The organism is Flavobacterium adhaerens, assembly GCF_040045115.1.
GTDB classification, from domain to species: Bacteria; Bacteroidota; Bacteroidia; order Flavobacteriales; family Flavobacteriaceae; genus Flavobacterium; species Flavobacterium adhaerens.
Map to the genome: position 1 here is coordinate 486,962 of NZ_JBDLZX010000001.1, position 25,916 is coordinate 512,877.

23 protein-coding genes are annotated in these 25,916 nt (G+C 32.2%); 10 read left to right on the plus strand and 13 right to left on the minus strand.

The window, feature by feature from the left end:
• Nucleotides 1–30 precede the first annotated feature (30 nt).
• On the plus strand, nucleotides 31–1,149 hold the full coding sequence (gene dnaN, locus ABEB18_RS02055) for a DNA polymerase III subunit beta (protein WP_348797340.1): 1,119 nt from the start codon (nucleotides 31–33) through the stop codon (nucleotides 1,147–1,149).
• Between the two features lie 112 nt (nucleotides 1,150–1,261).
• Here dnaN and ABEB18_RS02060 read toward each other — a convergent pair whose 3' ends face one another.
• The 5 genes from ABEB18_RS02060 to ABEB18_RS02080 all read right to left on the minus strand — a co-directional run bounded on the left by ABEB18_RS02060 (nucleotide 1,262) and on the right by ABEB18_RS02080 (nucleotide 8,674).
• Nucleotides 1,262–2,488 (minus strand): TMEM143 family protein, encoded by a 1,227-nt coding sequence (locus tag ABEB18_RS02060; protein WP_348797341.1) that lies wholly within the window; start codon nucleotides 2,486–2,488, stop codon nucleotides 1,262–1,264.
• Nucleotides 2,489–2,687: 199 nt separating this feature from the next.
• A complete protein-coding gene (locus ABEB18_RS02065; protein ID WP_348797342.1) occupies nucleotides 2,688–4,460 on the minus strand; it encodes a MutS-related protein in 1,773 nt (590 codons plus the stop codon).
• Nucleotides 4,461–4,543: 83 nt separating this feature from the next.
• On the minus strand, nucleotides 4,544–5,380 hold the full coding sequence (locus ABEB18_RS02070; RefSeq protein ID WP_348797343.1) for a universal stress protein: 837 nt from the start codon (nucleotides 5,378–5,380) through the stop codon (nucleotides 4,544–4,546).
• 269 nt (nucleotides 5,381–5,649) lie between these two features.
• Entirely contained in the window at nucleotides 5,650–6,270 is a 621-nt protein-coding gene (locus ABEB18_RS02075) for an L-threonylcarbamoyladenylate synthase (protein ID WP_348797344.1), read from the minus strand.
• 67 nt (nucleotides 6,271–6,337) lie between these two features.
• A complete protein-coding gene (locus ABEB18_RS02080; protein ID WP_348797345.1) occupies nucleotides 6,338–8,674 on the minus strand; it encodes an ATP-dependent helicase in 2,337 nt (778 codons plus the stop codon).
• Nucleotides 8,675–9,067: 393 nt separating this feature from the next.
• On the opposite strand from ABEB18_RS02080, the gene ABEB18_RS02085 reads away from it, so the two are divergent.
• Nucleotides 9,068–9,541 (plus strand): hypothetical protein, encoded by a 474-nt coding sequence (locus tag ABEB18_RS02085; protein WP_348797346.1) that lies wholly within the window; start codon nucleotides 9,068–9,070, stop codon nucleotides 9,539–9,541.
• Nucleotides 9,542–9,777: 236 nt separating this feature from the next.
• On the opposite strand, the gene ABEB18_RS02090 is transcribed toward ABEB18_RS02085, so the two are convergent.
• The 3 genes from ABEB18_RS02090 to ABEB18_RS02100 all read right to left on the minus strand — a co-directional run bounded on the left by ABEB18_RS02090 (nucleotide 9,778) and on the right by ABEB18_RS02100 (nucleotide 10,867).
• Complete coding sequence (locus ABEB18_RS02090; protein ID WP_348797347.1) at nucleotides 9,778–10,077, minus strand: helix-turn-helix domain-containing protein; 300 nt, start codon at nucleotides 10,075–10,077, stop codon at nucleotides 9,778–9,780.
• 2 nt (nucleotides 10,078–10,079) lie between these two features.
• Nucleotides 10,080–10,418, minus strand: a complete 339-nt coding sequence (locus ABEB18_RS02095) for a type II toxin-antitoxin system RelE/ParE family toxin (RefSeq protein ID WP_348797348.1) — start codon at nucleotides 10,416–10,418, stop codon at nucleotides 10,080–10,082.
• Between the two features lie 83 nt (nucleotides 10,419–10,501).
• Nucleotides 10,502–10,867 carry a VOC family protein gene (locus ABEB18_RS02100; RefSeq protein ID WP_348797349.1) on the minus strand — a complete coding sequence of 122 codons (366 nt, stop codon included), beginning with the start codon at nucleotides 10,865–10,867 and terminating at the stop codon, nucleotides 10,502–10,504.
• Nucleotides 10,868–11,035: 168 nt separating this feature from the next.
• Between ABEB18_RS02100 and ABEB18_RS02105 the strand changes: the two genes are divergently transcribed.
• Nucleotides 11,036–11,557 carry a DUF7935 family protein gene (locus tag ABEB18_RS02105; protein WP_348797350.1) on the plus strand — a complete coding sequence of 174 codons (522 nt, stop codon included), beginning with the start codon at nucleotides 11,036–11,038 and terminating at the stop codon, nucleotides 11,555–11,557.
• Between the two features lie 82 nt (nucleotides 11,558–11,639).
• Here ABEB18_RS02105 and ABEB18_RS02110 read toward each other — a convergent pair whose 3' ends face one another.
• Nucleotides 11,640–12,290, minus strand: a complete 651-nt coding sequence (locus ABEB18_RS02110) for an HAD family hydrolase (protein WP_348797351.1) — start codon at nucleotides 12,288–12,290, stop codon at nucleotides 11,640–11,642.
• Between the two features lie 51 nt (nucleotides 12,291–12,341).
• Nucleotides 12,342–14,405 (minus strand): M1 family metallopeptidase, encoded by a 2,064-nt coding sequence (locus tag ABEB18_RS02115; RefSeq protein WP_348797352.1) that lies wholly within the window; start codon nucleotides 14,403–14,405, stop codon nucleotides 12,342–12,344.
• A 101-nt stretch (nucleotides 14,406–14,506) separates the two neighbouring features.
• On the opposite strand from ABEB18_RS02115, the gene ABEB18_RS02120 reads away from it, so the two are divergent.
• On the plus strand, nucleotides 14,507–15,244 hold the full coding sequence (locus tag ABEB18_RS02120) for a Dph6-related ATP pyrophosphatase (protein ID WP_348797353.1): 738 nt from the start codon (nucleotides 14,507–14,509) through the stop codon (nucleotides 15,242–15,244).
• A 40-nt stretch (nucleotides 15,245–15,284) separates the two neighbouring features.
• On the opposite strand, the gene ABEB18_RS02125 is transcribed toward ABEB18_RS02120, so the two are convergent.
• Nucleotides 15,285–15,728, minus strand: coding sequence for a hypothetical protein (locus ABEB18_RS02125; RefSeq protein WP_348797354.1), 444 nt, complete (start codon nucleotides 15,726–15,728; stop codon nucleotides 15,285–15,287).
• Between the two features lie 78 nt (nucleotides 15,729–15,806).
• Complete coding sequence (locus tag ABEB18_RS02130; RefSeq protein ID WP_348797355.1) at nucleotides 15,807–16,352, minus strand: DUF1697 domain-containing protein; 546 nt, start codon at nucleotides 16,350–16,352, stop codon at nucleotides 15,807–15,809.
• Nucleotides 16,353–16,494: 142 nt separating this feature from the next.
• On the opposite strand from ABEB18_RS02130, the gene recG reads away from it, so the two are divergent.
• From recG to ABEB18_RS02160, 6 genes are all read left to right on the plus strand, one after another.
• Nucleotides 16,495–18,603 (plus strand): ATP-dependent DNA helicase RecG, encoded by a 2,109-nt coding sequence (recG, locus tag ABEB18_RS02135; protein WP_348797356.1) that lies wholly within the window; start codon nucleotides 16,495–16,497, stop codon nucleotides 18,601–18,603.
• A 187-nt stretch (nucleotides 18,604–18,790) separates the two neighbouring features.
• Nucleotides 18,791–19,849 (plus strand): efflux RND transporter periplasmic adaptor subunit, encoded by a 1,059-nt coding sequence (locus ABEB18_RS02140; RefSeq protein WP_348797357.1) that lies wholly within the window; start codon nucleotides 18,791–18,793, stop codon nucleotides 19,847–19,849.
• An 85-nt stretch (nucleotides 19,850–19,934) separates the two neighbouring features.
• A complete protein-coding gene (locus tag ABEB18_RS02145; protein ID WP_348797358.1) occupies nucleotides 19,935–23,033 on the plus strand; it encodes an efflux RND transporter permease subunit in 3,099 nt (1,032 codons plus the stop codon).
• A 60-nt stretch (nucleotides 23,034–23,093) separates the two neighbouring features.
• Nucleotides 23,094–23,675, plus strand: coding sequence for a TolC family protein (locus ABEB18_RS02150; RefSeq protein ID WP_348797359.1), 582 nt, complete (start codon nucleotides 23,094–23,096; stop codon nucleotides 23,673–23,675).
• Nucleotides 23,676–23,681: 6 nt separating this feature from the next.
• Nucleotides 23,682–24,404, plus strand: coding sequence for a TolC family protein (locus ABEB18_RS02155; protein WP_348797360.1), 723 nt, complete (start codon nucleotides 23,682–23,684; stop codon nucleotides 24,402–24,404).
• Between the two features lie 26 nt (nucleotides 24,405–24,430).
• Nucleotides 24,431–25,294 (plus strand): bestrophin family protein, encoded by an 864-nt coding sequence (locus ABEB18_RS02160; RefSeq protein WP_348797361.1) that lies wholly within the window; start codon nucleotides 24,431–24,433, stop codon nucleotides 25,292–25,294.
• Nucleotides 25,295–25,324: 30 nt separating this feature from the next.
• On the opposite strand, the gene ABEB18_RS02165 is transcribed toward ABEB18_RS02160, so the two are convergent.
• Entirely contained in the window at nucleotides 25,325–25,879 is a 555-nt protein-coding gene (locus ABEB18_RS02165; RefSeq protein WP_348797362.1) for a 1-acyl-sn-glycerol-3-phosphate acyltransferase, read from the minus strand.
• Nucleotides 25,880–25,916 lie beyond the last annotated feature (37 nt).

Consider the following 25,916-nt stretch of genomic DNA (forward strand, 5'->3'; position numbering starts at 1 on the left):
GTACACCATTAAAAAAACAAAACAAAACAGATGAAATTTATAGTATCGAGTTCGTACTTATTAAAGCAATTACAAGTTCTAGGAAGTGTTATTAACAGTAACAACACCTTGCCTATTTTAGACAATTTCTTGTTTGAATTAAATAATAACGAATTAACTGTTTCGGCTTCAGATTTAGAGACTACAATGTCTGCAACATTAACTATTGATTCTACTAGTAAAGGTAGTGTTGCAGTACCTGCTAAATTATTGTTAGAAATTCTAAAAACTTTTCCAGAACAACCTCTAACCTTTACAGTCGAAGAAAACAATACTATAGAAATCAGTTCTAATTCTGGTAAGTATGCCTTAGCGTATGCTCCAGGAGACGAATTTCCAAAATCAGTAAATTTAGAAGAACCTTCGGTAACATTAGTTCCAGCCGATGTTTTGGCGACAGCAGTAAGCAAAACCATTTTTGCCGCTGGTAATGACGATTTACGTCCTGTAATGTCTGGTGTTTTCTTTCAATTTTCTCCAGAAGGTTTAATTTTCGTAGCAACAGATGCTCACAAATTAGTAAAATATGCTCGCTCCGATGTAAAAGCATCACAAGTTGCTGAGTTTATTATGCCAAAAAAACCATTAAATATTTTAAAAAGTATTTTAAGTACATCTGATGCTGAAGTAAAAATAGAATATAACGATTCGAATGCAACTTTTTCTTTTGATAACTACATTTTATTATGTCGTTTGATTGATGGTAAATACCCAAACTACGAAGCAGTTATCCCTAAAGAAAATCCTAATAAATTGATGATGGATCGTTCTCAATTTTTGAGTTCTGTACGTCGTGTTGCTATTTTCTCTAACAAAACTACACACCAAATTCGTTTAAAAGTAGCTGGTGCAGAATTGAATATTTCTGCTGAAGATATTGACTATTCTAACAAAGCCGAAGAAAGATTAACTTGTGATTATCAAGGTGATGATATGCAAATTGGTTTTAACTCACGTTTCTTGACCGAAATGCTAAACAACTTACAATCGGATATGATAATGCTTGAAATGTCATTACCTAACAGAGCCGGAATTCTTACTCCTATTGATGGTTTAGAAGAAGGCGAAACCGTAACAATGCTTGTAATGCCAGTTATGCTTAACAGCTAGTTACCTCAAAATACTAAACTAACCAAAACCATTTTTATATTCGAAAAACCAAAACTCACTAACCAGAGTTTTGGTTTTTTTTTATTACACTTAACTAAAATTGGTTAATACCTCAATTATTGTAATCAAAAACCCCATCCCATAAAGTATCAATCTGAACTAGTGCTTTCTCTAACGAAAGAACTTCCCATTTTCCATTTGTCTCCACCCCAAGACCAATATTTTGCAATTTCAACAAAGCTTCTTTTACATCAAAATCAATATCTACTTTTAATTCTGATAGAAACCAAGACTCAATTTGACAATCTAATTCATCAGCTGTTAATGCTGTTTTACTCTTAATTAAAAACAAATATGCCAAAATAGTTTCTTTAAACATTTCTTCTTCAGAAGAATTTAATAACGAATAGAAAGCTCCACTATTGTTTCCTAAATTTTTAAAATACAAACTATCCGACAGCATTTTTGAATACCTAATCTTCTTATTCACAAAATTATTATACTGACGAAATAAATAGGCTGATAATATCCCCAAGGCTATTAATCCTTGATTTAAAGAGGTTTTACTATTTAATAAATCAACTGCTTCTCCTGTTTGATATGCAGCGTACATCCCGATCAAGGCTGGAATCACTTTGGCGGTTAATAAAGAAACACCACCAAATATTGCCGGAACCCACAAGAGGAGTTTGTCGGAATTGGACATCATGGGTATTGCATTAGGAAAAATTGTTTCTAAGTCATTTTTCGGAACTCTTTTGAAAATTTTTAACGCAATAGAACCTGGTTCAATAGGGATTTTTTTGAATTTGACTTTGTTTAATTTCAAATAATCTGCTTCATTATAATTCAGATAGATCATTACTCGATCGTAGTACTCTATTTCAACTTCTTTCTTCCAAAAAAAGAATTTAGTCACTTTTTCTTTGGCTGTATGATGTCCGCGTACATAAAGCTCGTAATCTTTGAAAGCATTAAAATCAATCGCTAATTTCAAACCAATTAAATCCGAATTTTTAAGTGCTGAATCTAAGGTTTCTCTATCAATACGTCTGTAATTTCCACGTTCCAATACTTTCGAAAGCGTTTCTTTGAATACTGTAAAATCACTTTTCCCAACAAAACTATTTTTCTCGCTCTTGTCTAAATCAGGATCAAACAAGGCATAATTCTGTTTTAAATTTCTATTTAAATTGAAGGTTTCATAATGATAATAATGCTCAATAATCTCGAAAAGTTTCTTGAAATCATCGACTATTTTGGTATTATCAGCAAAAAAAGACAATTGGTGTTCGAGTAAAAATTCCTTGTTGAAAGGAATATAATGTTCTCGTGTCATAGTAAAATTTGGGGTTTTATAGACGGATTACTAAAATCGGTAAGTGATTTAAATTATAAACGAAATACAGTGTACAAAATTATAGTTCACAATCTAAATTATTAAATGTTCTACCTTAAAGATTTACTAAATTTTGACTGAGTGATATGCTACAAAAGAAATTCAAAAATCTCAAATCAAAAACTTTCTACATCATGCATTAGATGACTCCAATTTTCTTCATTAAAAAAGTAGCACTTTTATTTTGACAAATACCCTCTCGCAATTTGTAATCAAAACACAACTCATTATTATGTATTTCGACTTCAAAACATTTATTAGTTAATATTTTTGGATATTCATTAGTAGTCAAACAAACCTCTATATCATGAGTTGCGATGGCTCCAATAGCATTTTTACTAATTACTTTTTTAACTACTTCAATTGTTCCATTACGTTTATCATCTGAGTTTGTTCCTCTCAAAATTTCATCTAACAATACAAAAGCAGGTTTCTCTGCTAATTCGTCCATTATTTGTTTCAATCTTTTGATTTCAGCAAAGAAATAAGATTCGCTATCTGATAACGAATCTGAAAGTCGCATTGAAACCAAAACAGGTAATGGATGAACATTTGCATTATTTGCGCAAACAGGAGATCCCATTCCGGCCAAAACCATATTCACACCTAAGCTTCTTAAAAATGTACTCTTGCCTGACATATTGGAACCCGTTAAAATCATGAATGATTCCGGCTGAAAGTGTACATCGTTTCCTTTTCGAGTTGCAGGATTCAATAACGGATGACTAAGATTTGTAAAACTAATTTCGTAATTAGCATTCAGACTTGGATAAACAAAATCAGGATTATTGTAAGCAAAATTGGCCAAGCTATTTAACATTTCAAATTCGCCAATAACTTCTAACCATTCTTCTAAAACCACTGCATGTTCTTTTTTCCAGTTGATCATCGATTTCAAAACATGGATATTAAAAAGAAATGTTCCATTAAACAATAATGAAGTTACAAAATTCCCAACGCTCTCCATTTTAGAAAACAACTCAGCCAATTTTTGGAGATGTACACTCGCTTTCTGATTTTTAAAAAGCAATTTTTGTTGTAAAGTGATTAGTTTTTTAGATTCAAATGATTCATTTTCGATTTTTTGAACCAACAATCCATACTGACTTATAGTGGTATTTATATTGTCTGATTGGGCAATTTCGATTTGAATTCTCTTCAAAAAATTACCTAGTATAATTAAATTAAATACAAATAAAAACGAAAGAAGATTTAATAAAATAGCCTTTGAAGTAGCAAAATAAACCAGCAACAAGCCAACAAATAACACAGGAGAAAGGTATGAAACTACAATCGTTAACTTGGACAAAGGTTTGCTATTGAACACACTCCATTGCAACAAAGTCTTATAAATTACTTCACTATCTTGTCCAATTTTGGCAAAAGCCAAAAATTCTTGTCGCCATTCTAATTTTTCTTTTAATTCCTTTACTGCTTCGTGATTTTGCAAAATTGTCTCGTTATCGGATAACGTCAATAACTGTTTCGCCATTGTTTTTTTTCCAATAAAAGTGGCTGTTCTATTAAGATTTTGAAATAAAGAATGTTGTCCAAAAATATCAAGATCATAAGCGTATAAATGATGAAAATCATTGAACTCAACACCATCTTCAAACGGAATTGATTTTCGCTCTAAATAGCTAATTTCATTTTGATTAATGGTAATCAGAGCGTTTTTGATCTTTTTTTGGAATGACAGTTTAGTATGAATCCGCATCAAAACAACAAAACTAGCAAACAGAATTATCGCAAATAGGACAAAAACTGATTGACTAGTTTTTATATAATAAAAAATACTTGCTAAAAAAAGTAAGATACTAATCAGCCTTAGAAAACTAATGCCATTGTACTTTGTATTGATTTTTTTTAATTCCTGAGAATACCTTTGACAGTTGCCTTTATAAATTTCCATATTTTATTGTAATGCTATACAAATGTAGGCAAAGACAATAGTAATATCTATTTGAAGAATCAGTTTTAATGTGTAATTTAACATTAATCTTCTTCGTGCATCGCCAAAATAGGAGTTGTTGAAATATTTGAAAATTCTTTGGTCAAACTAGGATTAAACAGTTCAGAAAAGAAATTTCTTTTATGAGTTACCATTGCCAAGACATCTATATTTTTATGCGAAATAAAATCCATTATATTTTCTTTGACAAGATCACTTTTTACAATAGAGAATTTGACGTTGTCGTTTACAAACTCTTCTTTCCATTGATTTATAGTATCATCACTCACATCCGATTTAGTTGTTTTTACATACAAACATTTAACATCAGCTTGAGCTTTTTTGGCAATTTTTATAACTTGTTTCAAAGCTGCTTTATCTTTTTCTCTAAAACGAGTTGTAAATCCTATAGTCGTAATTTTACTAAATTTGGCTTCAACAGGAACACTTAGTACAGGAACATCAACAGCCGAAACAACAGCACCAGTATTTGATCCTATAAAAAAAGCCTCCCATCCTGTAGTCCCAGATGTACCCATAATTACAAAATCAATTTTCTCATCTTTAATAGCACGTTTAATACTAAAAATCAAATCGCCTTCTGTAAGTTTATGACTCAATTTGATATTTTCTAAATGTTGCTTTTCAGCTAATTCCCGAAGCTTTGGAATATGGCTTTTGAACATGTCAAATTGTGCCAACTGCATAGAATCGTAAAGCGAAAAATACATGTCAGGAGTAAATTGATTTTCTATAACAGGCAGTTCAAAGGTGTGCAATAAAACAATTTCACCCTTAATAATTTTTGCAAATTCTAAAGCATGAATAAATGCATTATTGGCTACTTCAGAGAAATCGGTTGGAAATAAAATCTTTTTCATTATTTTTTTGAATTAATGTTTATCGGGCGGACTATTAGAAAGCCATAAATAGCACTTATGGCTAGAAAAAAATCAAAACATACTTTAATTTAATCAGTAAGAAATAAACAATTTTTATCTCCAATAGAATTGTCTAAAAGATTAATTATTTATTACTAAATTGATTACTTATAAAGTTAATTTATAAAAAATAATTTTTGCTTAAAAAAATGTGAAACCCTTTTAAAATCATAAAAAACAGCAAAAAAGAACCAATTAAAGCGATACTTTTAAATAATATCGATACTCCCTTTGCCCTCTCTCACTACAACAGGTTCATATCCTGACAAATCAATAATAGTAGAAGCGACATTATCCCCATAACCTCCATCAATGACCATATCAACAAGATTTTGCCATTTTTCAAAAATAAGTTCAGGATCCGTAGTATATTCAACAACATCGTCTTCGTCGCGAATTGAGGTTGTAACAATTGGATTTCCGAGTTGTCGAACTATTTCTAAAGTAATATTGTTTTCTGGAACACGAATCCCAACGGTTGTTTTCTTTTTAAATTCTTTTGGCAAATTGTTATTACCAGGTAAAATAAATGTGTAAGGCCCAGGTAAAGCTCTTTTTAAAATCTTGAAAGTAGCAGTATCTATTTGCTTTACATAATCTGATAAATTGCTCAAATCATGACAAACAAATGAAAATTTTGCTTTATCTAACTTAACCCCTTTAATTTTTGCTATTCGTTCTAAAGCTCTAGAATTTGTAATATCACATCCTAAACCATAAACCGTATCAGTAGGATAAATGACAATACCACCATCTTTTAAAACTTTCACAACTTTAGCAATAGCCACTTCACTTGGCTTGTCTTCATATATTTTAATAAATTCTGCCATTTTTAAAAGTTTAAAATTTTATTGTTTAAAGTTCTGGTTAAACAACTTTAATCTTTAAACAAATTTGTTATCCAATTATATCCAATTTTGCAAAACGCAATAACAATTTCTTGATTCCTCCTACTTCAAACTTAATTTCAGCTTTTTTATCGGCACCAACACCTTCAAGATTAATCACTTGTCCTTTTCCAAAACGCTCATGCATTACTATATTCCCAAGAGTCAAAGTATTATCAAACAAATTAGCTCCACCAACCGAAGCTTTAGCACCATTCACAGGCTTAAGTTTTCGAATTGTAATTTCCGATTTTGACTGATTATCCGATGTAGGCTTTGGCGGAACACTTCCAACAGGTTTGCTTAAACGCAATTTAGATTTATCAACATCGCCAAAAATATCACTATCAATCATAGGTTTGAAACGATAATTACTTTCAGGGGGTGTAATATAATCTAAATATTGACTATCAATTTCTTCAATAAAACGAGAAGGCTCACTATCGGTAAGTTTTCCCCAACGATAACGAGACTGCGCATAGGTCAAATAAGCCTGATGCTCTGCACGAGTTAGTGCCACATAAAACAAACGTCGTTCTTCTTCCAATTCGCTTCTAGAGTTCATACTCATTGCACTTGGGAATAAATCTTCTTCCATACCCACGGCAAAAACATGAGGAAATTCAAGCCCTTTCGCCAAATGTATCGTCATCAATGCCACTCGATCTTCATCGCTAGTATCATTATCTAAATCAGTCGCAAGCGCAACATCCTCCATAAATTCGGCCAAAGAACCACGTGCACCATCAACTTCTTTCTGACCTTCGATAAAATCCTTAACACCATTAAGCAATTGCTCGATATTTTCAATTCTCGCCATTCCTTCTGGAGTAGCATCTTTTTTTAGTTCCTGGATCAGACCTGTTTTTTTGGCTACATGTTCTACAACATAAAAAGCATCTTGATTCTCATTGATTACTTGGAAACTCTGAATCATCGTTACAAAATCCAATAGTTTCTGTTTGGTTCCTGTATTGAGTTTCAGATCAATTCGCTCAATATTTTGCATTACTTCAAAAATCGAACGTTTATAATGATTGGCTGCAATAGTCAATTTCTCGATTGTGGTGTTTCCAATACCTCTCGCTGGATAATTGATTACTCGCACCAAAGCTTCCTCGTCTTTCGGGTTAATTACCAATCGCAAATAACACAGGGCATCTTTAATTTCTTTTCGTTGGTAAAAAGATAGTCCTCCATAAATTCGATACGGAATATCTCTCTTCCTTAGAGCATCTTCCATGGCTTTAGACTGTGCATTGGTTCTATACAAAATGGCAAAAGCTCTATTGGGCAACTGATGATTCATTTTTTGCTCCCAAATAGTACTGGCAACAAAGCGGCCTTCTTCATTATCAGTAATACTGCGATGCACTTTTATTTTAGGACCAAAATCATTGGCTGTCCAAACCACTTTATCAAGCTTTACTTTATTTTTATCAATAATAGTATTGGCTGCTTCTACAATATTTCTAGTGGAACGATAATTTTGCTCTAATCTAAAGGTCTTTACACCATCATAATCTTTTTGAAAATTTAAAATATTGTTGATGTTCGCACCACGAAATGCGTAAATACTTTGCGCATCATCCCCAACCACACAAATATTTTGAAATTTATCCGATAAAGCCCTAACAATCAAATACTGAGAATGGTTAGTATCCTGATACTCATCTACTAATAAATATCTAAAACGGTTTTGATATTTAGCCAAAACATCCGGAAAACGAGTCAATAATTCATTGGTTTTCAGTAATAAATCATCAAAATCCATAGCTCCCGATTTAAAGCAACGATCTACATAATTTTGATAAATTTCACCCATTCTTGGCTTTTTGCTCATCGCATCGACCTCTTGTAATTCGGGATTGTTGAAATAAGCTTTAACAGTAATCAAACTGTTTTTAAAAGTAGAAATCCTACCCAAAACCTGTTTCGGTTTATAGATATCGCGATCGAGTTGCATTTCTTTGATAATCCCCGAAATGGCTCGCAAAGAATCCTGAGAATCATAAATCGTAAAGTTAGATGGGTAACCTAATTTATCAGCCTCAGCTCGCAAAATCCTAGCAAATACCGAGTGAAAAGTCCCCATCCATAAATTCTTAGCCTCACTAGTACCTACTATATCCGAAATACGCTTCTTCATTTCCCTCGCAGCTTTATTGGTAAAAGTCAACGCCAAAATATTAAAAGCATCAATCCCTTGGTGCATTAAATAAGCAATTCTAATAGTCAGTACACGGGTTTTTCCAGATCCTGCGCCAGCAATAATAATCATCGGCCCGTCTTTTTGCAGTACTGGTTCACGTTGAGCCTCGTTAAGTTGTTCTATATATTTTTGCATGAAAAAAAACACTGTTTGTCGCAAAATTAAGAATTTAAGAACGAATAAACGAGTGTAACCCTAATTCAGTTTTTAGATTTTAATTCGCAATTTTAATTCTCGACTTTCTATCTATATTTTTTTAATTCTAATCAAAATAATTTGGGCGTGTCCACAATAGTATAAGGGGCTATTTCTAGGAACGGCTAATCGCCCCTTGTACTATTGTGGTCGGGCTATCCGCATTACTTCGGTAATTTGCTTCTATCCCTCACGCAGCATTACGTAAATTTAGAACAATTCGATTTTATAAAAAAACACCAAATATAAAGCACAAAAACTAGCCTCAATCAAACATATTATTGGTAAATTAGCTACACCATTCATTTAAATTATTAACTAAAATATATTCCCATGAAAAATCTAAGTTTATTTTGTTTATTCTTCGCATGCATCGGACTTCAAAGTTGCAAAAAAGAAAAACCGATTGAGGCTCCCGAAAAACAAGATCTAAGCCCTGTAAGCACCATTTGTTACAAATCATTGTATGAAAGTGATACTGTGAATCTAACTCTCAATACACTAAAAAACGGAAAGATAACTGGCGAAATGGTTATGAAATTAGAAAATATGCCTGAAAAAACAGGAACCGTTGCTGGCGAATTTCGAGGCGACACACTATTTATAGATTACTCTTTTATTCAAGGAACTAACAAAAACAGAACTTTCAAAAACCCTATGGCTTTTCTAAAAAAAGGAGATAGCCTTAATTTAGGAAGTGGCAAAATTTTAACTTATTTAGGGAAATCTTATTTTGATAAAGAAACCCCAATCGAATTTGAAAAAGTAAAATACAAATTCTCAACAGTTGAATGCGAGAGTAAATAATAGTCTCAATAAAATATAGAGAGAAATAAATTTTGAAAATCTAAAAAATAAAACTAATCTAATTTACTAAAAAACAAAGTTATTCCTCTCTATACCTAACGTTCTGGCGCTACACGAGGTTTGGGATTAAAGATTCGAGTTTTTTCGGTTAAACACAAATTTTCCAAGTACAAAATCATCTTTAAATTCAACCTAATGCCCAAATCTCGTGTAACGGCTGTTAGGTGCTGTAATTTTTATAAGAAAGTTAATCCGATTCTTTTATTCAGTCCAACTTCAAAAATTCTAATTAATGTAGAAAGTTGAATATTTCCTTTTGCGTTTTCAATTCTTGAAATGTAACTTTTCTTTGTGCCAGTTTTTTGAGCAAGTTCTTCTTGTGTAATTTTCGCTTCTTTTCTTGCTTCTTTTAACATTTCACTGATTATAAACATTTGAGTTTTTTCTTCGTAAGTGTTTCTACTTTCGGTTCCAATTTTTCCGTGCTCAACTTCTATAAGTTGGTCAAATGTTTTTATGTTTTTATATTCTTTCATAATTATTTGTTTTTCTGTTGAAAATATTCATTCATTATACCTAAAGCTTTTTCCAATTCGTTTTTTGGAGTTTTTTGTGTCTTTTTTTGAAAACCATTAAAAAGAACGACCAACTTTCCTTTGTCAAAACAGCAAAATATTCGGTAAATATTTGACTGATATTCAATTCGAATTTCATAAAGCCCATTTGTTCCAGTTAAATGTTTTAGAAATTTTTCAGGAACTTTTTCAACCTGTTTTATTAATTCAAGGACGTATTTAATTTTCTCTTTTACCTTTTCATCTTGCTGTTGGTAAAATTCAATAAAGTGATTTTCGTAAAATATTATTTCTCTACTCATTCAGCAAAGTTATCTTAAAAGTTAACAAGAAGCAAATTTTTGAAGTTCTTTTTTGCAGTTGCGTTTGGTATTATAGCACCTAACTATTTAACAAACTCTCCAATATGCCACAAAACACCTGATGTGTCGTGAATAAAAAACTCTCTTCCCCAATCATATTCTTGAATAGGAATCAATCGAACATCTCTATATTTTTCAGTAAGATTTAATTGTAAAATACTATTCCAAAACTCATTAACATTACTTACTTCAAGAAAAACCATACTATTATCTACCCAATCTTTCACATAAGCATCTTGCAGATAAAAAGCAAAATCTCCCATTTTAAAAACCGACAACTTAGAATTTAAAACGGTTTCTACAAAACCCAAATTCACATAAAATTTTCTTGAAAGTTCAAAATTTTTTGCTCCAAGAAATGGCCGAATTGATTTAATTATTGCTTCCATTTTTTATTTATTTCCTTTTTAAAATTTTGTGTTCAAAAAAATTACAACCCAAACAAATCAAAACATCTGTAACATTCAAAAAAAATCTAAATAAATTTATTCCTTTTTTTTAAAACTTTGTTTTAGTTGTAAAAAGTTTATTTTTGCTCCAGTAAAAAAATATAATAAATGGATTCATCGAAAATAATCGAATTAGCGAGTTTTACTTTACCAGCAATTGTCACTGGATTAGTTGCCTATTATTTATTCAAATCTTATTTCAAAGACCAACAAAACACAAGACGTTGGTTGATACAAAAAGACAACAGAAAAGACATTTTACCATTGCGTTTACAAGCATACGAACGCATGGCTTTGTTTCTAGAGCGCATTAGTCTTTCTAATTTATTGATTCGCATTTCGCCAATTTCGAATGACAAAAACGATTATGCTAATTTTGTTATTGCACAAATAGATCAGGAATTTGAACATAATATTGCACAACAAATTTATGTTTCGGACGAGTGTTGGTCACTTATTGCAACTGCTAAAAATGCTACAATTCAAATTATCCGAAAAGCAGTTTTAAACGATGAAACCAAAAATGCAGATCAGTTAAGAGAGATTTTACTTAGTAGTTCCCTTGAAAAACAATCTCCAAGTAGTGCGGCTTTAGCTTATGTAAAAAATGAAGTTAGCCAAATGTGGTAGTTTATAAAACCTAAAAAATCAAAATCCAAAGTTTCTGAAAACAAATTCTGAAACTTTGGATTTTTTTTTTGACCCATTTGATTTAATTAAAAAGAGCCATCAAATCGGAAGGTTCTTCCAAAAAAAGTTTTGCCCCCTCCAAAAACAACTCTTCTTTAGTACGATATCCCCAAGACACCCCTACAGCATACATTCCTGCTTGCGTAGCAGTTTGCATATCGATACCGCTATCACCAACAAAAACAACTTCGGATGGATTGCAATTTAATTTTTCACTTATTTGAATCGCTGTAGAAGGATTTGGCTTTTTTAATGCTTCGGAAGTTAACCCAACCACAGGTTCGAAATATTCTGGAAAAATAGAATGTGTGATTTTTTTGGTCAGAGAATCCGATTTATTCGACAAAACACTAATCGGAATATTTTTCGAATTTAATTCATTTAAAAGAGCTTGAATTCCTTGGTACGGTTTTGTTTTTCGGATACAATTTTCACCATAATAATCCATCATAGCTTCATAACAGCGATCGATCTCTGTTTCATTTCTTTTGTCTTCTGGTAAAGCCCTAGAAACCAACTTTCGGATTCCATTGCCAATAAAAAAATTATAACTTTTGTAATCATGCGTTGGATACTTATTTTCATCAAGTACTTTATTCATCGCATCTGCTATATCTTCTAGTGAATTTATTAAGGTTCCGTCTAAGTCAAAAATTATGGCTTTATATTTCATTCTGTTGCAATAGTAAGTTTGTAATACAATTTTACAAAAATATTTAAAAAATCACTCTTTGAGTAACCTTTCTAGTTGAAATTGCTCCTTTTCATTCAAAGTTGGCAAAATAGTTTCAAAGATAGTTCTGATTGCGGGATCTTTTATTAAAATACGAATGTTATCTCTACCAAATTTTGAAAATTGCCACATATGATGCGTTGTCGCATTGACCAAATTTCTCAACACGGTTTCGTTGATAATCTTAAAACCTAACAAATATTCTAAAGCATTTTGTCGTGTTATTGCTTCATATTTACCTGAAGAATACCCTATTAACTCTTGCAAACAAGCATCTTTATCACTTATGTATTCTGGAGTTGAAACCGCCAAAGACAACCACAAAATCCTCAAATTATAATCATTAAAACCGATCCATTTTTTAGACTTTTCTAAATAATCAGTTCTCTTACTCGGAAAATTATTCCATAGATTATATAGTGCAAATTCTTGGGTTTGATAGGACTTATCGTCGAGTAAAGTTTCGTATTCTGTTCTAAAATCTTCAGGTATCTTTTGCAATGTGCTAGCTACAGCCTGACGAACTTGTAGATTTTGTGTTTGCAATGCTAGGTGCAATAATCCTTTTTTGTCTTCGAATTTATCTCTAAAAACCTGACCTACGATAGAAGCTTTGACCGATGAATAAACATTAGATTGCAAGGTTTTTTCAAAAAAATCCCGTTTTTCTAGCAAAGGCTTGCTTCTAAGCTTCGCCACTTCTAACTGAATTTTCATTGCATCATTTTTTGATAATAACTCATTAGCAATATCAGTATTAAAACCGGGTGTTTCTAGCCATACTTTACTAAAATTTTCCAAATCATAATTGGAAACTTTTTTTATCTCATCAAAAAAATCCTGAGTAGTAACGTTTTGATAAGAATATTTTTGAAGATAACTTTTCACTGCTTTTTTAAAGGCTTTATCACCAATTCCTTCGTGTAAAACATGCAATGCCCAAGCTCCTTTTTGATAGAAAGACAATGAACTCGCTTTGGCATTCAAAACAGGGATTGTATCTGTCTTGGATGCTTGCTTAATTTGCATAGACGATTCATACAATTTGGAATAAAAATAATCCTCCCCATAAATTGCTCTTTCAGCTAGTAATGCATAATAGGTTGCAAAACCTTCCTGAAGCCAATGATCTTTACCACTTTGAGCCGTTACCAAATCTCCAAACCATTGATGAGCCAGTTCGTGCGCATTGACATTAGTGTAATTTCTATCTTCAAAGCCTATAGAGTCAACCACATAACGGGTTGCAAAAATAGTCGAACTGGTATTTTCCATTCCCGCATACAAAAATTCAGAAACAGGAACTTGGCGATAGATTTTCCAAGGATACTTCACTCCTATTTCTTTTTCTAAAAAATCAAATATTTCTTTAGAATAGCGATAAGTTGGCTCTTTTTTGGAAATGTCTTTTGGATTTATAAACATTTCCATAGGAATACCCGACTTGGATTTTCGAGTATCACTTTCAAATTCGCCAATTGCAAGCATCAATAAATAAGAACTCATTGGCTTTTTCATTTGATAACTCCAAAGCGTCTTGTTTTTAATTTTTTCTTTTCCTTTTAAAACACCATTAGAAACCACCTGATATTTCGAATCAAAAGTGACATTCATATCAAAAATCACTTTTTCATTTACATCATCAAAACTCGGAAACCAATGACTGGTATACTTGCCTTGTCCTTGTGTCCAAATTTGTAAATTATCAGTCGCTTCAGATCCCACAAAATACATCGTTTGTTTGGGTGTTGCTTGGTAAGAGAACTGTATGGAATATTTCCCTTTCTGAAATGGATGAATTAAGAGTAACTCTTTATTGGTAGCTATAAAATTGATCTCCTTTTTGTTCAATTCCAAGCCTTTAAATGTCATATTTTGAGCATCTATTTTTATGGTATCAATTGGTCTTAAAACTTCAAAAGTATAAGTAACATTTCCAGAAATACTTTTGTTTACAGGATTAATTGTAATATCGCTATTAGCAGTTTTAAAGTCAACCGATTTGGTTTGTTGTCCAAATACAAATGCTGACAGAAATAGGAAAAAATACTTCATTTAAATTAAAAATTATCACCAGAAATTCAAAGTTACAAAGGTTTGGATACAAATCGAACATAATTTGTATGTTTACGACCAAATTAAATTTGCATTATAAATTGAAAAAGAAAGCCCTGTTTAATTGGAGTAGCGGAAAAGATTCTGCTTTAGCATTATACAAAACATTACAAAATAACGAATACGAAATCAGTTGTTTATTAACCAGTGTCAATCAACAATTTAAACGCATTTCGATGCACGGTGTTCGTGTTGAATTATTGGAACATCAGGCTCAAAGTATTGGCTTACCATTGGAAATAATGCAAATTCCCGAAATGCCAACAATGGAAGTGTACGAAGACGCTGTCCGAAAAACGCTTTTGAAATTAAAGGAAAAAGGAGTAACTCACTCTATTTTTGGTGATATTTTCTTGGAAGATTTAAGAAAATACAGAGAAGATAAACTTACCGAAATGGATTTTGAAGGTGTTTTTCCGCTTTGGAAAATACCAACTCCAGATTTAATTCGTGAATTTATTGCATTGGGATTCAAAACTATTGTCGTTTGTGTCAATGAACAATTTTTGGATAAAAGTTTTGTAGGGAGAATCATTGATGAGAAATTCATTAAAGATTTACCTGAAAATGTAGATGTTTGTGGGGAAAATGGAGAATTTCATACGTTTTGTTTTGATGGACCAATTTTTTCAAAACCCATTTCATTTGAAGTTGGTGAAGTTGTTTATCGTAAATACGAAAAACCTAAAGAACAAAACTCAACCAATACTGCTTGCAATACATCATCTTCTGATGCTTTTGATTATGGATTTTGGTATTGTGATTTAATACCCAAATAAGAGACATCCTTTTTTGGATATTACATCAATCATAAAAAGATTAATAAATTATAATTTTTTGATAGTCTAATCCTGGACCATCACAATGTTTCCATGTACTTGACAAGGTTATTTTATCATCAGATAAATACAATTCTTCTTTCAAATTACCGTAGCAACTTCCAATCAAATCACTTTCGCTAGTATAAGTCAATTCCAAGTAAGTTACACCATCATTTACTTTGGCCAGAAAAGTGCCAGAAGCATTAGTTGAAACATTATCTTTAACTCGGATTTTAGTAAAAGTACCATCTTCATTAAAATTATAGGATTCATATCGATCCAAACTACTTTCGGTAAGTTCATAACTAGGCATTGAACCCGTAATTTTGACCAAAGTCCACTTACCATACAAACTCATTTCAGGTTTTAGCGTATCATCTTCATCTTTAGAACAAGAAGTCAATAAGCCTACTAATAGAAATAATAATGAGAAATATTTCATTTGTTAAGTATTTTAGAGTTATAATTAAATAGACGCTGAACATCAAAAATGGTTGCGTAAAAATTACAAAATAATAAACTATTTCTCTTGATACATTTTTAACAATTGCGTTACTGTATTCCAATTTCTAATTGTAGCCGTAACATTCAATTTTTTTTCGATGTATTTTTGATCAAATCTAGTTTTACCAGCACCTACAGCGTATTTAATATAGATTCTGCTCCCATCGATACTGGCTACATCAGGTTTTACCTGACTCATTTTTAAATCATTAATACTTTCTTTTTTTAATTCCATTGACACAAAAGCTACATATAATTTTTTTGTATCAATATCTTTCTCATTCAAAAAAGGATTATTACCAAAACAAGCTTCTAAATCTGATTTTCCAATAACAACTGTTGGGACTTCGTGACCAAAAACTCTGAAAATTTCCTGTTTTATTTTGAAACCCACAGCAGCAGGATTTGCTTCATCGGTATCCACAAAAACATTTCCGGATTGAATATAAGTCTGTACATTTTGAAAACCGATAGCTTCCAAAGTAGTTTTCAGAGCGTCCATTTTTATCATGTTGTGGCCAGAAACATTGACTCCGCGAAGGAGAACGAGGTGAGTTGTCATACTTAATGAGTTTTAATTTTCAAATATACCTATTTTTAAAATTACCAATTAAAATCTATCTTCGCTTTCTTAAAAGAGAAAAGAAAATAGAAAATAGAGAAAATACTCCTTAAATCTGTTTTCTAAAAAATCTAAATCTAACATGTCCAATAATCTCCTAGAAACTCCCATAGAATACCTCAAAGGTGTTGGTCCTACTCGGGGCGCGCTGTTGCGTAAGGAATTGGGAATTCATAAATATGGAGATTTAGTCAATTTTTTTCCAAATCGTTATATAGACCGTACTCGATACTACAAAATCAATGAATTAGGAAATAACATTGCCGAAGTTCAGATTATTGGCAAAATCATCAATATCAAAACTGTTGAATTTGGGAAAAACCAAAAACGGTTGGTGGCTACTTTTGTGGATGATACAGGACAAATGGAACTTAACTGGTTTCAGGGACTAAAGTGGATCAGAGAAAGTTTGAAAATCAATGAATCCTGTGTTATTTTTGGGAAATGCGCCCAATACGGGAGCAATTTCAGTATGGCTCATCCCGAAATTGAATTGTTAAGCGAACACCAACAAAGTTTACGCTCGGCGATGCAACCTGTTTATCCTTCGACCGAATCTTTGGCTAATAAGGGAATTACAAACCGGGTTGTTAATAAAATGATGCAACAACTGTTTTTGGAAACTCAAGCTCTTTTTAGTGAAACTTTGCCTAAGTATTTAATTGATGAATTGAAGTTGATTCCCAAAAACGCTGCGCTATTCAATATTCATTTTCCAAAAAGTGCAGAAATTTTAGCGAAAGCTCAATTCCGATTAAAGTTTGAGGAATTGTTCTATATCCAATTACAATTGATAACCAAGAATTTGATTCGAAAACACAAAATACAAGGCTTTCCGTTTACCAAAGTCGGAGTTCTTTTCAATGAATTCTATCAAAATCATTTGCCTTTTGCCTTAACAAATGCCCAAAAAAGAGTAATAAAAGAAATCCGAACCGATATGGGAAGCAATGCTCAAATGAACCGATTATTGCAAGGTGATGTGGGTTCTGGAAAAACCATTGTTGCCTTTATGAGTATGTTACTTGCTCTTGATAATGGTTTTCAGGCTTGTTTAATGGCTCCGACCGAAATTTTGGCTAATCAGCATTTTATAGGTTTATCAGAATTAGCGAAATCATTAAATATCAACATAAAGATACTTACTGGATCAACCAAAATTGCAACGCGAAGAATCATCCACGAAGAATTAGAAAATGGAACGCTTCAAATCCTAATCGGTACCCACGCTTTATTGGAAGATAAAGTAAAATTTCAAAATTTAGGTTTGGCAATCATTGACGAACAACATCGTTTTGGTGTAGAACAACGTTCTAAATTATGGAAAAAAAACAATGTCCCTCCTCATATTTTGGTAATGACTGCTACTCCAATTCCGCGAACATTAGCAATGAGTTTGTATGGAGATTTAGATATTTCGGTGATAGACGAATTACCTCCAGGAAGAAAACCAATCCAAACTGTTCATCGATTTGATTCAAATAGATTAAAAGTTTGGAAATTCATTAAGGATGAAATTGCCAAAGGGCGCCAGATTTACATCGTATATCCATTGATTCAGGAATCTGAAAAAATGGATTATAAAGATTTGATGGATGGTTACGAAAGTATCTCTAGAGACTTTCCTTTACCACAATATGCAATTTCGATTCTTCACGGTAAAATGAAGCCTGACGAAAAAGACGCCGAAATGAAGCGCTTCTCCGAAGGAAAAACCAATATAATGGTGGCTACAACAGTTATTGAAGTTGGTGTAAATGTTCCAAATGCAAGTGTAATGATTATAGAAAGTGCCGAACGTTTTGGATTATCACAATTACATCAACTACGAGGCCGTGTAGGTCGTGGTGCAGATCAAAGTTATTGTATCTTGATGACATCATATAAGTTATCCAGTGATAGCAAAACCCGAATGGAAACGATGGTTCGCACTAACGATGGCTTTGAAATAGCAGAAGTTGATCTAAAACTTAGAGGTCCAGGTGATTTGATGGGAACTCAACAAAGTGGCGTACTCAACCTGCAAATAGCCGATATTGTCCGGGATAGAGAAATTTTGACATTGGCCAGAAACTATGCCATCAAAGTCCTTAAAGATGATGCTCCTTTGCAAAAACCTAAAAATGCTATTTTACATGCAGTCTATTTAGAATTGACTAAAAAAAAGAATATTTGGAATTATATTAGTTAATATTTCCTCTACCATTAAACCTTTCTACTTTTTAAAAGTCTTAAATTCTTTATTTGATAAAAAAAACAATACTTGTATGTACAAGCGTTAAATTAAAATTAACAATTTTACATTTAACAATTCTAAAAACTAAATTTGTTTTCCTATTTACTAATAAAATATTACTAAACCTCATATACTATAACACATGAAAATAAAGAACATTGTTTATGCCTTATTAATATTGACTTTTTTGGGATTTATTGGCTACAGAATAAGCTCAAATAATGCAAAAAAAAATGATTCTAAAGGCAAAGACAGAAAAGATCAACCTACAACAGTTACAGGAATTGTGATTCGTCCTCAAACTTTTGACAATAATTTGTCTCTTTCCGGTTCTATAGAAGCAAATGAACAAATCGAAATTCACTCTGAAGTTTCAGGAATTGTTGAGGGCATTTATTTTCAGGAAGGTAGTACTGTTTCTAAAGGACAAATATTATTTAAAGTGAATGATATAGAATTAAGAGCTCAATTAGCTCAGGCAAGTACTAAAGAGGGTTTAGCTGCTGAAAATGAAAGAAGAGCCAAACTTCTTTTACAAAAAGAAGCTATTAGCCAAGAAGAATATGATATTACAAAAACCGATTATAAATCTGCTCAAGCTCAGACACAATTAATCAAAGCTCAAATTTCTAAAACATCCGTTCGTGCTCCTTTTTCTGGTAAAATTGGTTTGCGTTCTATTTCGCCAGGAACCTATATAACACCAGCAATTTTGGTAGCAAAATTGGTTAATACTGGAAAAGTAAAAATTACATTTTCGATTCCAGAAAAATATGCAGCACAAGTAAAATCTGGAACAACTATTGACTTTTCTATTTCTGGTTCAACAAAAAAATATACTGCAAAAATTTATGCTATTCAACCAGAAGTTGAAGTTACTACACGTACTTTACAAGTTCGCGCAATAGCCGATAATATTGATGGAAAACTTTTCCCTGGAACTTTTGCCGATGTAAAATTACCTTTGGATATCATCAAAGATGCTATTGTAGTCCCAACGGAAGCTATTATTCCTGTACAAGATGGAAAGAAAGTATATATCGCCAACTTTGGAAAAGCAAAAGAAGTTAAGGTAGAAGCAACAACAAGAACAGATTCTTCTATTTTAATTCTTTCAGGACTAAAAACAGGTGATACTTTAATTACTAGTGGTGTGATGTCATTAAAGGATGGGGCACCTATAAAAGTTAAAACAAAATAGATTTTAAAAATTATAAAGATTCAAGTATTAAGTATTAAGAAAAAATCTAAAATCACAAATCTAAAATCTAAAATTTACAATCTAAATGAGTTTATCAACTACAAGCATAAGAAGACCTGTTTTAACCATAGTTTTAAACCTCTTAATTATATTATTTGGTTTCCTAGGTTTTACCTTTTTGGGTGTTCGAGAATTTCCATCTATAGACCCGGCTCAAGTTTCAATCAGAACCAATTATACAGGTGCCAATGCTGACATTATTGAATCTCAAATTACTGAGCCTTTAGAAAAAGCCGTAAATGCTATTGATGGTATCCGAAACATTACCTCTTCCAGTAATCAAGGAAGTAGTAATATTACAATCGAATTTAACTTAGATAAAGACCTTGAAGAAGCAGCAAATGATGTTCGTGATAAGGTTTCGAGAGCCATTCGTGATTTACCCGAAGACATAGATGCTCCTCCTGTAGTGTCCAAAGCGGATGCTGATAGCGAATCTATTATTTCGATGACTGTTCAAAGTGATTCTCGAAATTCATTAGAATTAAGTGATTATGCCGAAAATGTAATTTCACAACGATTAGAAACCATTCCAGGTGTAAGTGCCGTACAAATTTGGGGGCAAAAAAAATACGCTATGCGTTTGTGGATTGATCCCGTAAAGCTTACTGCTTACGGTTGTACTGTTGCTGATGTCCGAAATGCATTGAACGCCCAAAATGTAGAATTACCATCTGGAAAATTAACCGGAAATAACACGGAACTTACGGTAAAAACAGTTGGAAATTTATCCAAATCAGAAGAATTTAACAATATTATCATTCGTACGGATGGCGATAAAATTGTGCGTTTTAGTGATGTTGGTACTGCTACATTAGGTCCTGAAAACATAGAAACACAGCTAACACAATCTGGTTTACCAATGATTGGTTTGGCAATTGTACCGATGCCCGGAGCTAATTATCTGGATATTTCGAAAGAATTTTATAAAAAATACGAAGCTTTACAAAAAGATTTACCAAAAGACATCAAACTAAATATCGCTTTAGACAATACCATTTTTGTAAAAAAATCTGTTCTTGAAGTTGCCGAAACTTTAGGGATTTCTATTATTCTGGTAATCATCATTATCTATTTATTTTTTAGAGATTGGGCAATTGCTTTCAGACCGTTAATAGACATTCCAGTTTCCTTAATAGCAACTTTTTTTATCATGTGGTTATTTGGGTTTTCGATAAATGTGTTGACCTTGTTGGCAATTGTTTTGGCTACAGGTTTGGTTGTAGATGACGGAATTGTGGTAACCGAAAATATTTTCAAAAAAGTTGAAGAAGGCATGTCGCCAATTGAAGCGGCAATCAAAGGTTCTAATGAAATTTTCTACGCGGTAATTTCGATTTCGGTAACCTTAGCAGCTGTATTTTTGCCAGTAATATTTCTAGAAGGTTTTGTTGGACGGCTTTTCCGAGAATTTGGAGTAGTAATTGGAGCTGCTGTATTGATTTCAGCCTTTGTATCATTGACTTTAACTCCAATGTTGAATGCCTATTTAATGAAAGGTGGAGAACAAAAAAAATCAAAGTTTTATGTTGCAACAGAACCATTTTTCGAAAAATTAAACAGTGGTTATGCGGAATCTTTGAAAAATTTCATGAACAAAAAATGGTTGAGTTTCCCTATTCTAATCGTTTGCTTTGGACTGATTTATTTGTTTTTTACAATACTTCCAAAGGAAACTGCTCCGGTTGATGATAGAAGCTCTGTAACGATGCGTATGACAACACCAGAAGGTTCATCATACGAATACACAGATCGTTTCATGCAAGAAATCTCAAAACTGGTTGACGATTCTATTCCAGAGAAAAAAGTGAGTTTAGTGATTACTGCTCCTGGATTTGGGTCTTCGGCAACGAATACTGGTTTTGTGCGACTTTCATTAAAAGAACCAAACGAAAGAAAGAAATCTCAAAAAGAGATTGCTGGTCAACTTTCCGATTGGACTAAACAATATCCAGATGCTAAAATTTCGGTTCTGCAACAACCTACAATTGCTGTAAACAGACGTGGAGGTTTGCCAATTCAATACATTATTCAAGCTCCTACTTTTGAAAAATTGAGAGAAAAAATTCCTCTTTTTATGGAAGAAGTCAATAAAAGTGATGTTTTCTCTGTAACTGACGTGAATTTAAAATTCAACAAACCCGAAATCAATGTGAGTATAGATCGTGCCAAAGCAGAAAGCTTGGGAATTTCGATTATCGATATTGCACAAACTTTGCAGTTATCATTGAGTGGTCAACGTTTTGGCTATTTCATAAAAAATGGAAAACAATACCAGGTAATTGGACAATTTGATCAAAAAGACCGTTCTAAACCATTGGATTTGACTTCTATGTTTGTAAAGAGCAACAAAGGAGAACTGATCCAGATGGACAATGTTGTCAGCATCGAAGAGCAAAGCAATCCACCACAATTGTATCACAACAATAGATACATGTCGGCTACGGTTTCTGCTGGATTGGCTCCTGGAAAAAGCATCAGCGACGGAATCGAAACGATGAATCAAATTAAAGCCAAAGTTTTGGATGATACATTTACCACAGATTTGGGTGGAGAATCAAGAGATTTTGTAGAAAGTAGTTCTAATACTTCATTTGCTTTCGGATTGGCTTTATTACTAATCTTTTTGATATTAGCCGCTCAATTTGAAAGTTTTATTGATCCGTTAATCATCATTTTGACAGTACCTATGGCGGTAGCTGGAGCGCTATTCTCATTATGGCTATTCAATCAAACATGGAATATCTTTAGCCAGATTGGAACTGTAATGCTTATTGGTTTGGTTACCAAAAATGGTATTTTGATAGTAGAATTTGCTAATCAATTAAGAGAACAAGGAATGCCAAAATACGAAGCAATCATGGAAGCTTCGGAAGCACGTTTGCGTCCAATTTTGATGACGAGTTTAGCCATTGCCTTAGGAGCCTTACCTATTGCAATGTCATTAGGAGCAGCATCAACCAGTAGAATTGGTATGGGAGTTGTGATTGTTGGAGGAACCATCTTCTCTTTGGCGCTTACTCTTTTTGTAATTCCTGCGATTTATTTAATGTGGTCAAAAGCGAGAAAACATTATCCCGAATTTGATCATATTGATGAGTATGAAAGAGAAAGTAAATCGTAAGGCATTTTTTTTGAAACAAATACAAACTACAATCAATATTGTAGTCAATAATTCATCGACATGAAAACTAAAAACATATTAAAAAGTCTAATTCTATTTTTGTTTTGCATCGCAAAAACTAGCGCTCAAGAAGTATTAACTCTTGAGGAAGCTATTAAAATAGCCTTAGAGAATAATTTTGAAATAAAAATCTCTAAAAATAATTTAAAAATTAGTGAAACCAATGTTTCTATCGGTAATGCTGGAATGCTTCCTACTGTAACAGCTTCTGTAACAGATAATAATAGTGTAATGAATTCTTCGCAAACACGTCAGGATGGTACCACAACTTCATTAGATAATGCTAAAAATAATAGTCTAACTTATGGAGTTAATCTAGGTTGGACAATTTTTGATGGATTAAAAATGTTTGCCAAATACGATCAATTAAAAGAATTTCAGAACATGAGTGATGCTCAAATGAAATTGACGATTATCAATAAAATAAGCAATGTAAATAATGTTTATTATGATTTAATTCAAGAACAACAAAAACTAGCAGACTTAGATTCAACCATTGTTATTTCTCAAAAAAGATTGGAGTTTACTAAGAATCGTTATTCAATCGGGAAAAACTCAAAATTGGATGTATTAAATGCCTAAGTCGATTTGAATACTGACCTTGGAAATTTAGTAAAAGAAAAACAAGCATATGCTAATGCTAAAACATTGTTGAATCAGATTTTAGCCAGAGATTTAAAGACCGATTTCAAAGTGATTGACGATATAAATGTTGATAGAAAGATGCAACTCGATGAGTTAATGATTCTTGCCGAAAAACAAAATCCAGAATTAGTAATGCAGATCATTAATAATAAAATTGCTGAATTGGATTTAAAACAAATCAAAGGAGAGCGTTACCCTACTATTTCGTTAAATACTGGTTATAATTTTAGCGATTCCCAATCGAGTCTTGGTTTTACAAGTCAAAACTCTTCTCGCGGTCTAAATTATGGCTTTTCGGCCTCATTAAATCTTTTTGATGGGAATGCACAAAATAGAAACGAAAAAATTGCCAAAATGCAAATTGACAATTCTAAATTAGCCATAGATCAGCAATTAATTCAATTAAGAAGTAACCTAATGCTAGCCTATCAAGTATATTTAACCAATTTAGATTTGATTGATTTAGAAGAAAATAACACTGCAATAGCAAAACAAAATATTGAAATTACTGCCGAAAAATTTAGAATTGGAACGATTACATCGGTAGAATTTAGAGCTGCGCAACTGAATTTTATCAATTCAAAAATTCGTTTAACTAGCGCTCAATATCAAGCAAAATTGTCTGAAATTACTTTGCGTGAACTAGCTGGTAATCTTAATTTTTAAGTATTTTTGTTTCAAAAAAGAAAAAAATGATACCCTACAATCCTAAAATTTGGTTTGCCTATATTTTTAGTTTTCATAGATCGGACACCTTTAGAGAGCTGTTACCTTGGATTCTCATAATCGCTATTTACTCTGGAATTATTTCGTATTTAGAAATAGAATATTTTAAGCTAAGTGAAACAAATCACATCAAGAATCTTACCGTTATACACACAACATTAGGATTTGTAATTTCATTATTATTGGCATACCGAATCAATTCTGCCTATGATCGTTGGTGGGAAGGACGTAAATTATGGGGAGGTTTGGTCAATAACAGCCGTAATCTTGCTATCAAACTTTCAGTAATTTTAAAGGATGAAAAAGATTTATCTTTTTTTAGAAAACTTATTCCAAGTTATGCATCTATGCTTAATAAGCATTTGAAAGATGAAGAAACCAGTATGCTATTGTATGATGATGTGGATTTGGCCATAAATCATCACAAGCACAGGCCTAATCAAATCGCAAAAATGATGTTTCAAAAGATTAATGATCTGTATAATTCTAACAAAATATCTGGTGATCAGTTGATTATTTTAAATAGTGAAATACAATCGTTTACCGATATTTGTGGAGGTTGTGAACGTATCAAAAACACTCCTATCCCCTATTCGTATAGCACATTTATTAAAAAATTCATTTTCTTTTTTGTTTTGACTTTACCTTTTGCTTACACTTTTACACTAGGATACTATGTAATCCCTGTAGTCTCGTTTATCTTTTATGTATTAGCCAGTATCGAATTAATTTCTGAAGAAATAGAAGAGCCTTTTGGAAAAGATGACAATGATTTACCTATCGAAAAAATTAGTCAAAACATAAAAAAACACGTTGAGGAAATTCTGTAAAAACAAACCGTAATTTCTTCAGATATGCACTTAGGTTACTGAAAATCCGTTTTTAGGAATTTTACCTTTAGCATCAACAAAATGTTTATTCAAAATAATTAAATCGTCTGTTATAACTCCTGTAGGTAAAAACGGTTGTCCAAAATCAACTATTTTTTTCTCAAAATTTAAAGAAACTGGTATAATTGGCACATTGGCTTTGAGCGCAATATAATAAAACCCTGTTTTGAGCACATCAACTTTCTTGCGTGTTCCTTCGGGTGACAATCCTAGTCTAAATATTTCTTTGGTTTCAAAAATGGCTGCTATTAGTTCTACTTTGTTTAATCCTCCTGATCTATCAAGCGGCACACCTCCTAGTGATTTGAAAAAATACTGAAACGGAAAACGAAATAACTCTTTTTTTCCCACCCAATTGATTCCGCCGCCAATCGCTCCACGACAAATAATAGCGACATAAAAATCATGCCAACTCGTATGAGGCATAACCATCAAGACACATTTTTTTATTTGGTCATCAAAACAACCTTCAATCTTCCATCCCATCAAATTGCAAAAAATCCATTTGTAGAATTGTTTATTCATTTATGCTTTTTTTGGGCAAATAAAACAATTAAAATCT

What these genes read in the sequence shown, in the direction of transcription:
- dnaN (WP_348797340.1), top strand. Translation starts at nt 31, where the DNA reads ATGAAATTTATAGTATCGAGTTCGTACTTATTAAAGCAATTACAAGTT.
- ABEB18_RS02060 (WP_348797341.1), bottom strand. Translation starts at nt 2,488, where the DNA reads ATGACACGAGAACATTATATTCCTTTCAACAAGGAATTTTTACTCGAA.
- ABEB18_RS02065 (WP_348797342.1), bottom strand. Translation starts at nt 4,460, where the DNA reads ATGGAAATTTATAAAGGCAACTGTCAAAGGTATTCTCAGGAATTAAAA.
- ABEB18_RS02070 (WP_348797343.1), bottom strand. Translation starts at nt 5,380, where the DNA reads ATGAAAAAGATTTTATTTCCAACCGATTTCTCTGAAGTAGCCAATAAT.
- ABEB18_RS02075 (WP_348797344.1), bottom strand. Translation starts at nt 6,270, where the DNA reads ATGGCAGAATTTATTAAAATATATGAAGACAAGCCAAGTGAAGTGGCT.
- ABEB18_RS02080 (WP_348797345.1), bottom strand. Translation starts at nt 8,674, where the DNA reads ATGCAAAAATATATAGAACAACTTAACGAGGCTCAACGTGAACCAGTA.
- ABEB18_RS02085 (WP_348797346.1), top strand. Translation starts at nt 9,068, where the DNA reads ATGAAAAATCTAAGTTTATTTTGTTTATTCTTCGCATGCATCGGACTT.
- ABEB18_RS02090 (WP_348797347.1), bottom strand. Translation starts at nt 10,077, where the DNA reads ATGAAAGAATATAAAAACATAAAAACATTTGACCAACTTATAGAAGTT.
- ABEB18_RS02095 (WP_348797348.1), bottom strand. Translation starts at nt 10,418, where the DNA reads ATGAGTAGAGAAATAATATTTTACGAAAATCACTTTATTGAATTTTAC.
- ABEB18_RS02100 (WP_348797349.1), bottom strand. Translation starts at nt 10,867, where the DNA reads ATGGAAGCAATAATTAAATCAATTCGGCCATTTCTTGGAGCAAAAAAT.
- ABEB18_RS02105 (WP_348797350.1), top strand. Translation starts at nt 11,036, where the DNA reads ATGGATTCATCGAAAATAATCGAATTAGCGAGTTTTACTTTACCAGCA.
- ABEB18_RS02110 (WP_348797351.1), bottom strand. Translation starts at nt 12,290, where the DNA reads ATGAAATATAAAGCCATAATTTTTGACTTAGACGGAACCTTAATAAAT.
- ABEB18_RS02115 (WP_348797352.1), bottom strand. Translation starts at nt 14,405, where the DNA reads ATGAAGTATTTTTTCCTATTTCTGTCAGCATTTGTATTTGGACAACAA.
- ABEB18_RS02125 (WP_348797354.1), bottom strand. Translation starts at nt 15,728, where the DNA reads ATGAAATATTTCTCATTATTATTTCTATTAGTAGGCTTATTGACTTCT.
- ABEB18_RS02130 (WP_348797355.1), bottom strand. Translation starts at nt 16,352, where the DNA reads ATGACAACTCACCTCGTTCTCCTTCGCGGAGTCAATGTTTCTGGCCAC.
- recG (WP_348797356.1), top strand. Translation starts at nt 16,495, where the DNA reads ATGTCCAATAATCTCCTAGAAACTCCCATAGAATACCTCAAAGGTGTT.
- ABEB18_RS02140 (WP_348797357.1), top strand. Translation starts at nt 18,791, where the DNA reads ATGAAAATAAAGAACATTGTTTATGCCTTATTAATATTGACTTTTTTG.
- ABEB18_RS02145 (WP_348797358.1), top strand. Translation starts at nt 19,935, where the DNA reads ATGAGTTTATCAACTACAAGCATAAGAAGACCTGTTTTAACCATAGTT.
- ABEB18_RS02150 (WP_348797359.1), top strand. Translation starts at nt 23,094, where the DNA reads ATGAAAACTAAAAACATATTAAAAAGTCTAATTCTATTTTTGTTTTGC.
- ABEB18_RS02160 (WP_348797361.1), top strand. Translation starts at nt 24,431, where the DNA reads ATGATACCCTACAATCCTAAAATTTGGTTTGCCTATATTTTTAGTTTT.
- ABEB18_RS02165 (WP_348797362.1), bottom strand. Translation starts at nt 25,879, where the DNA reads ATGAATAAACAATTCTACAAATGGATTTTTTGCAATTTGATGGGATGG.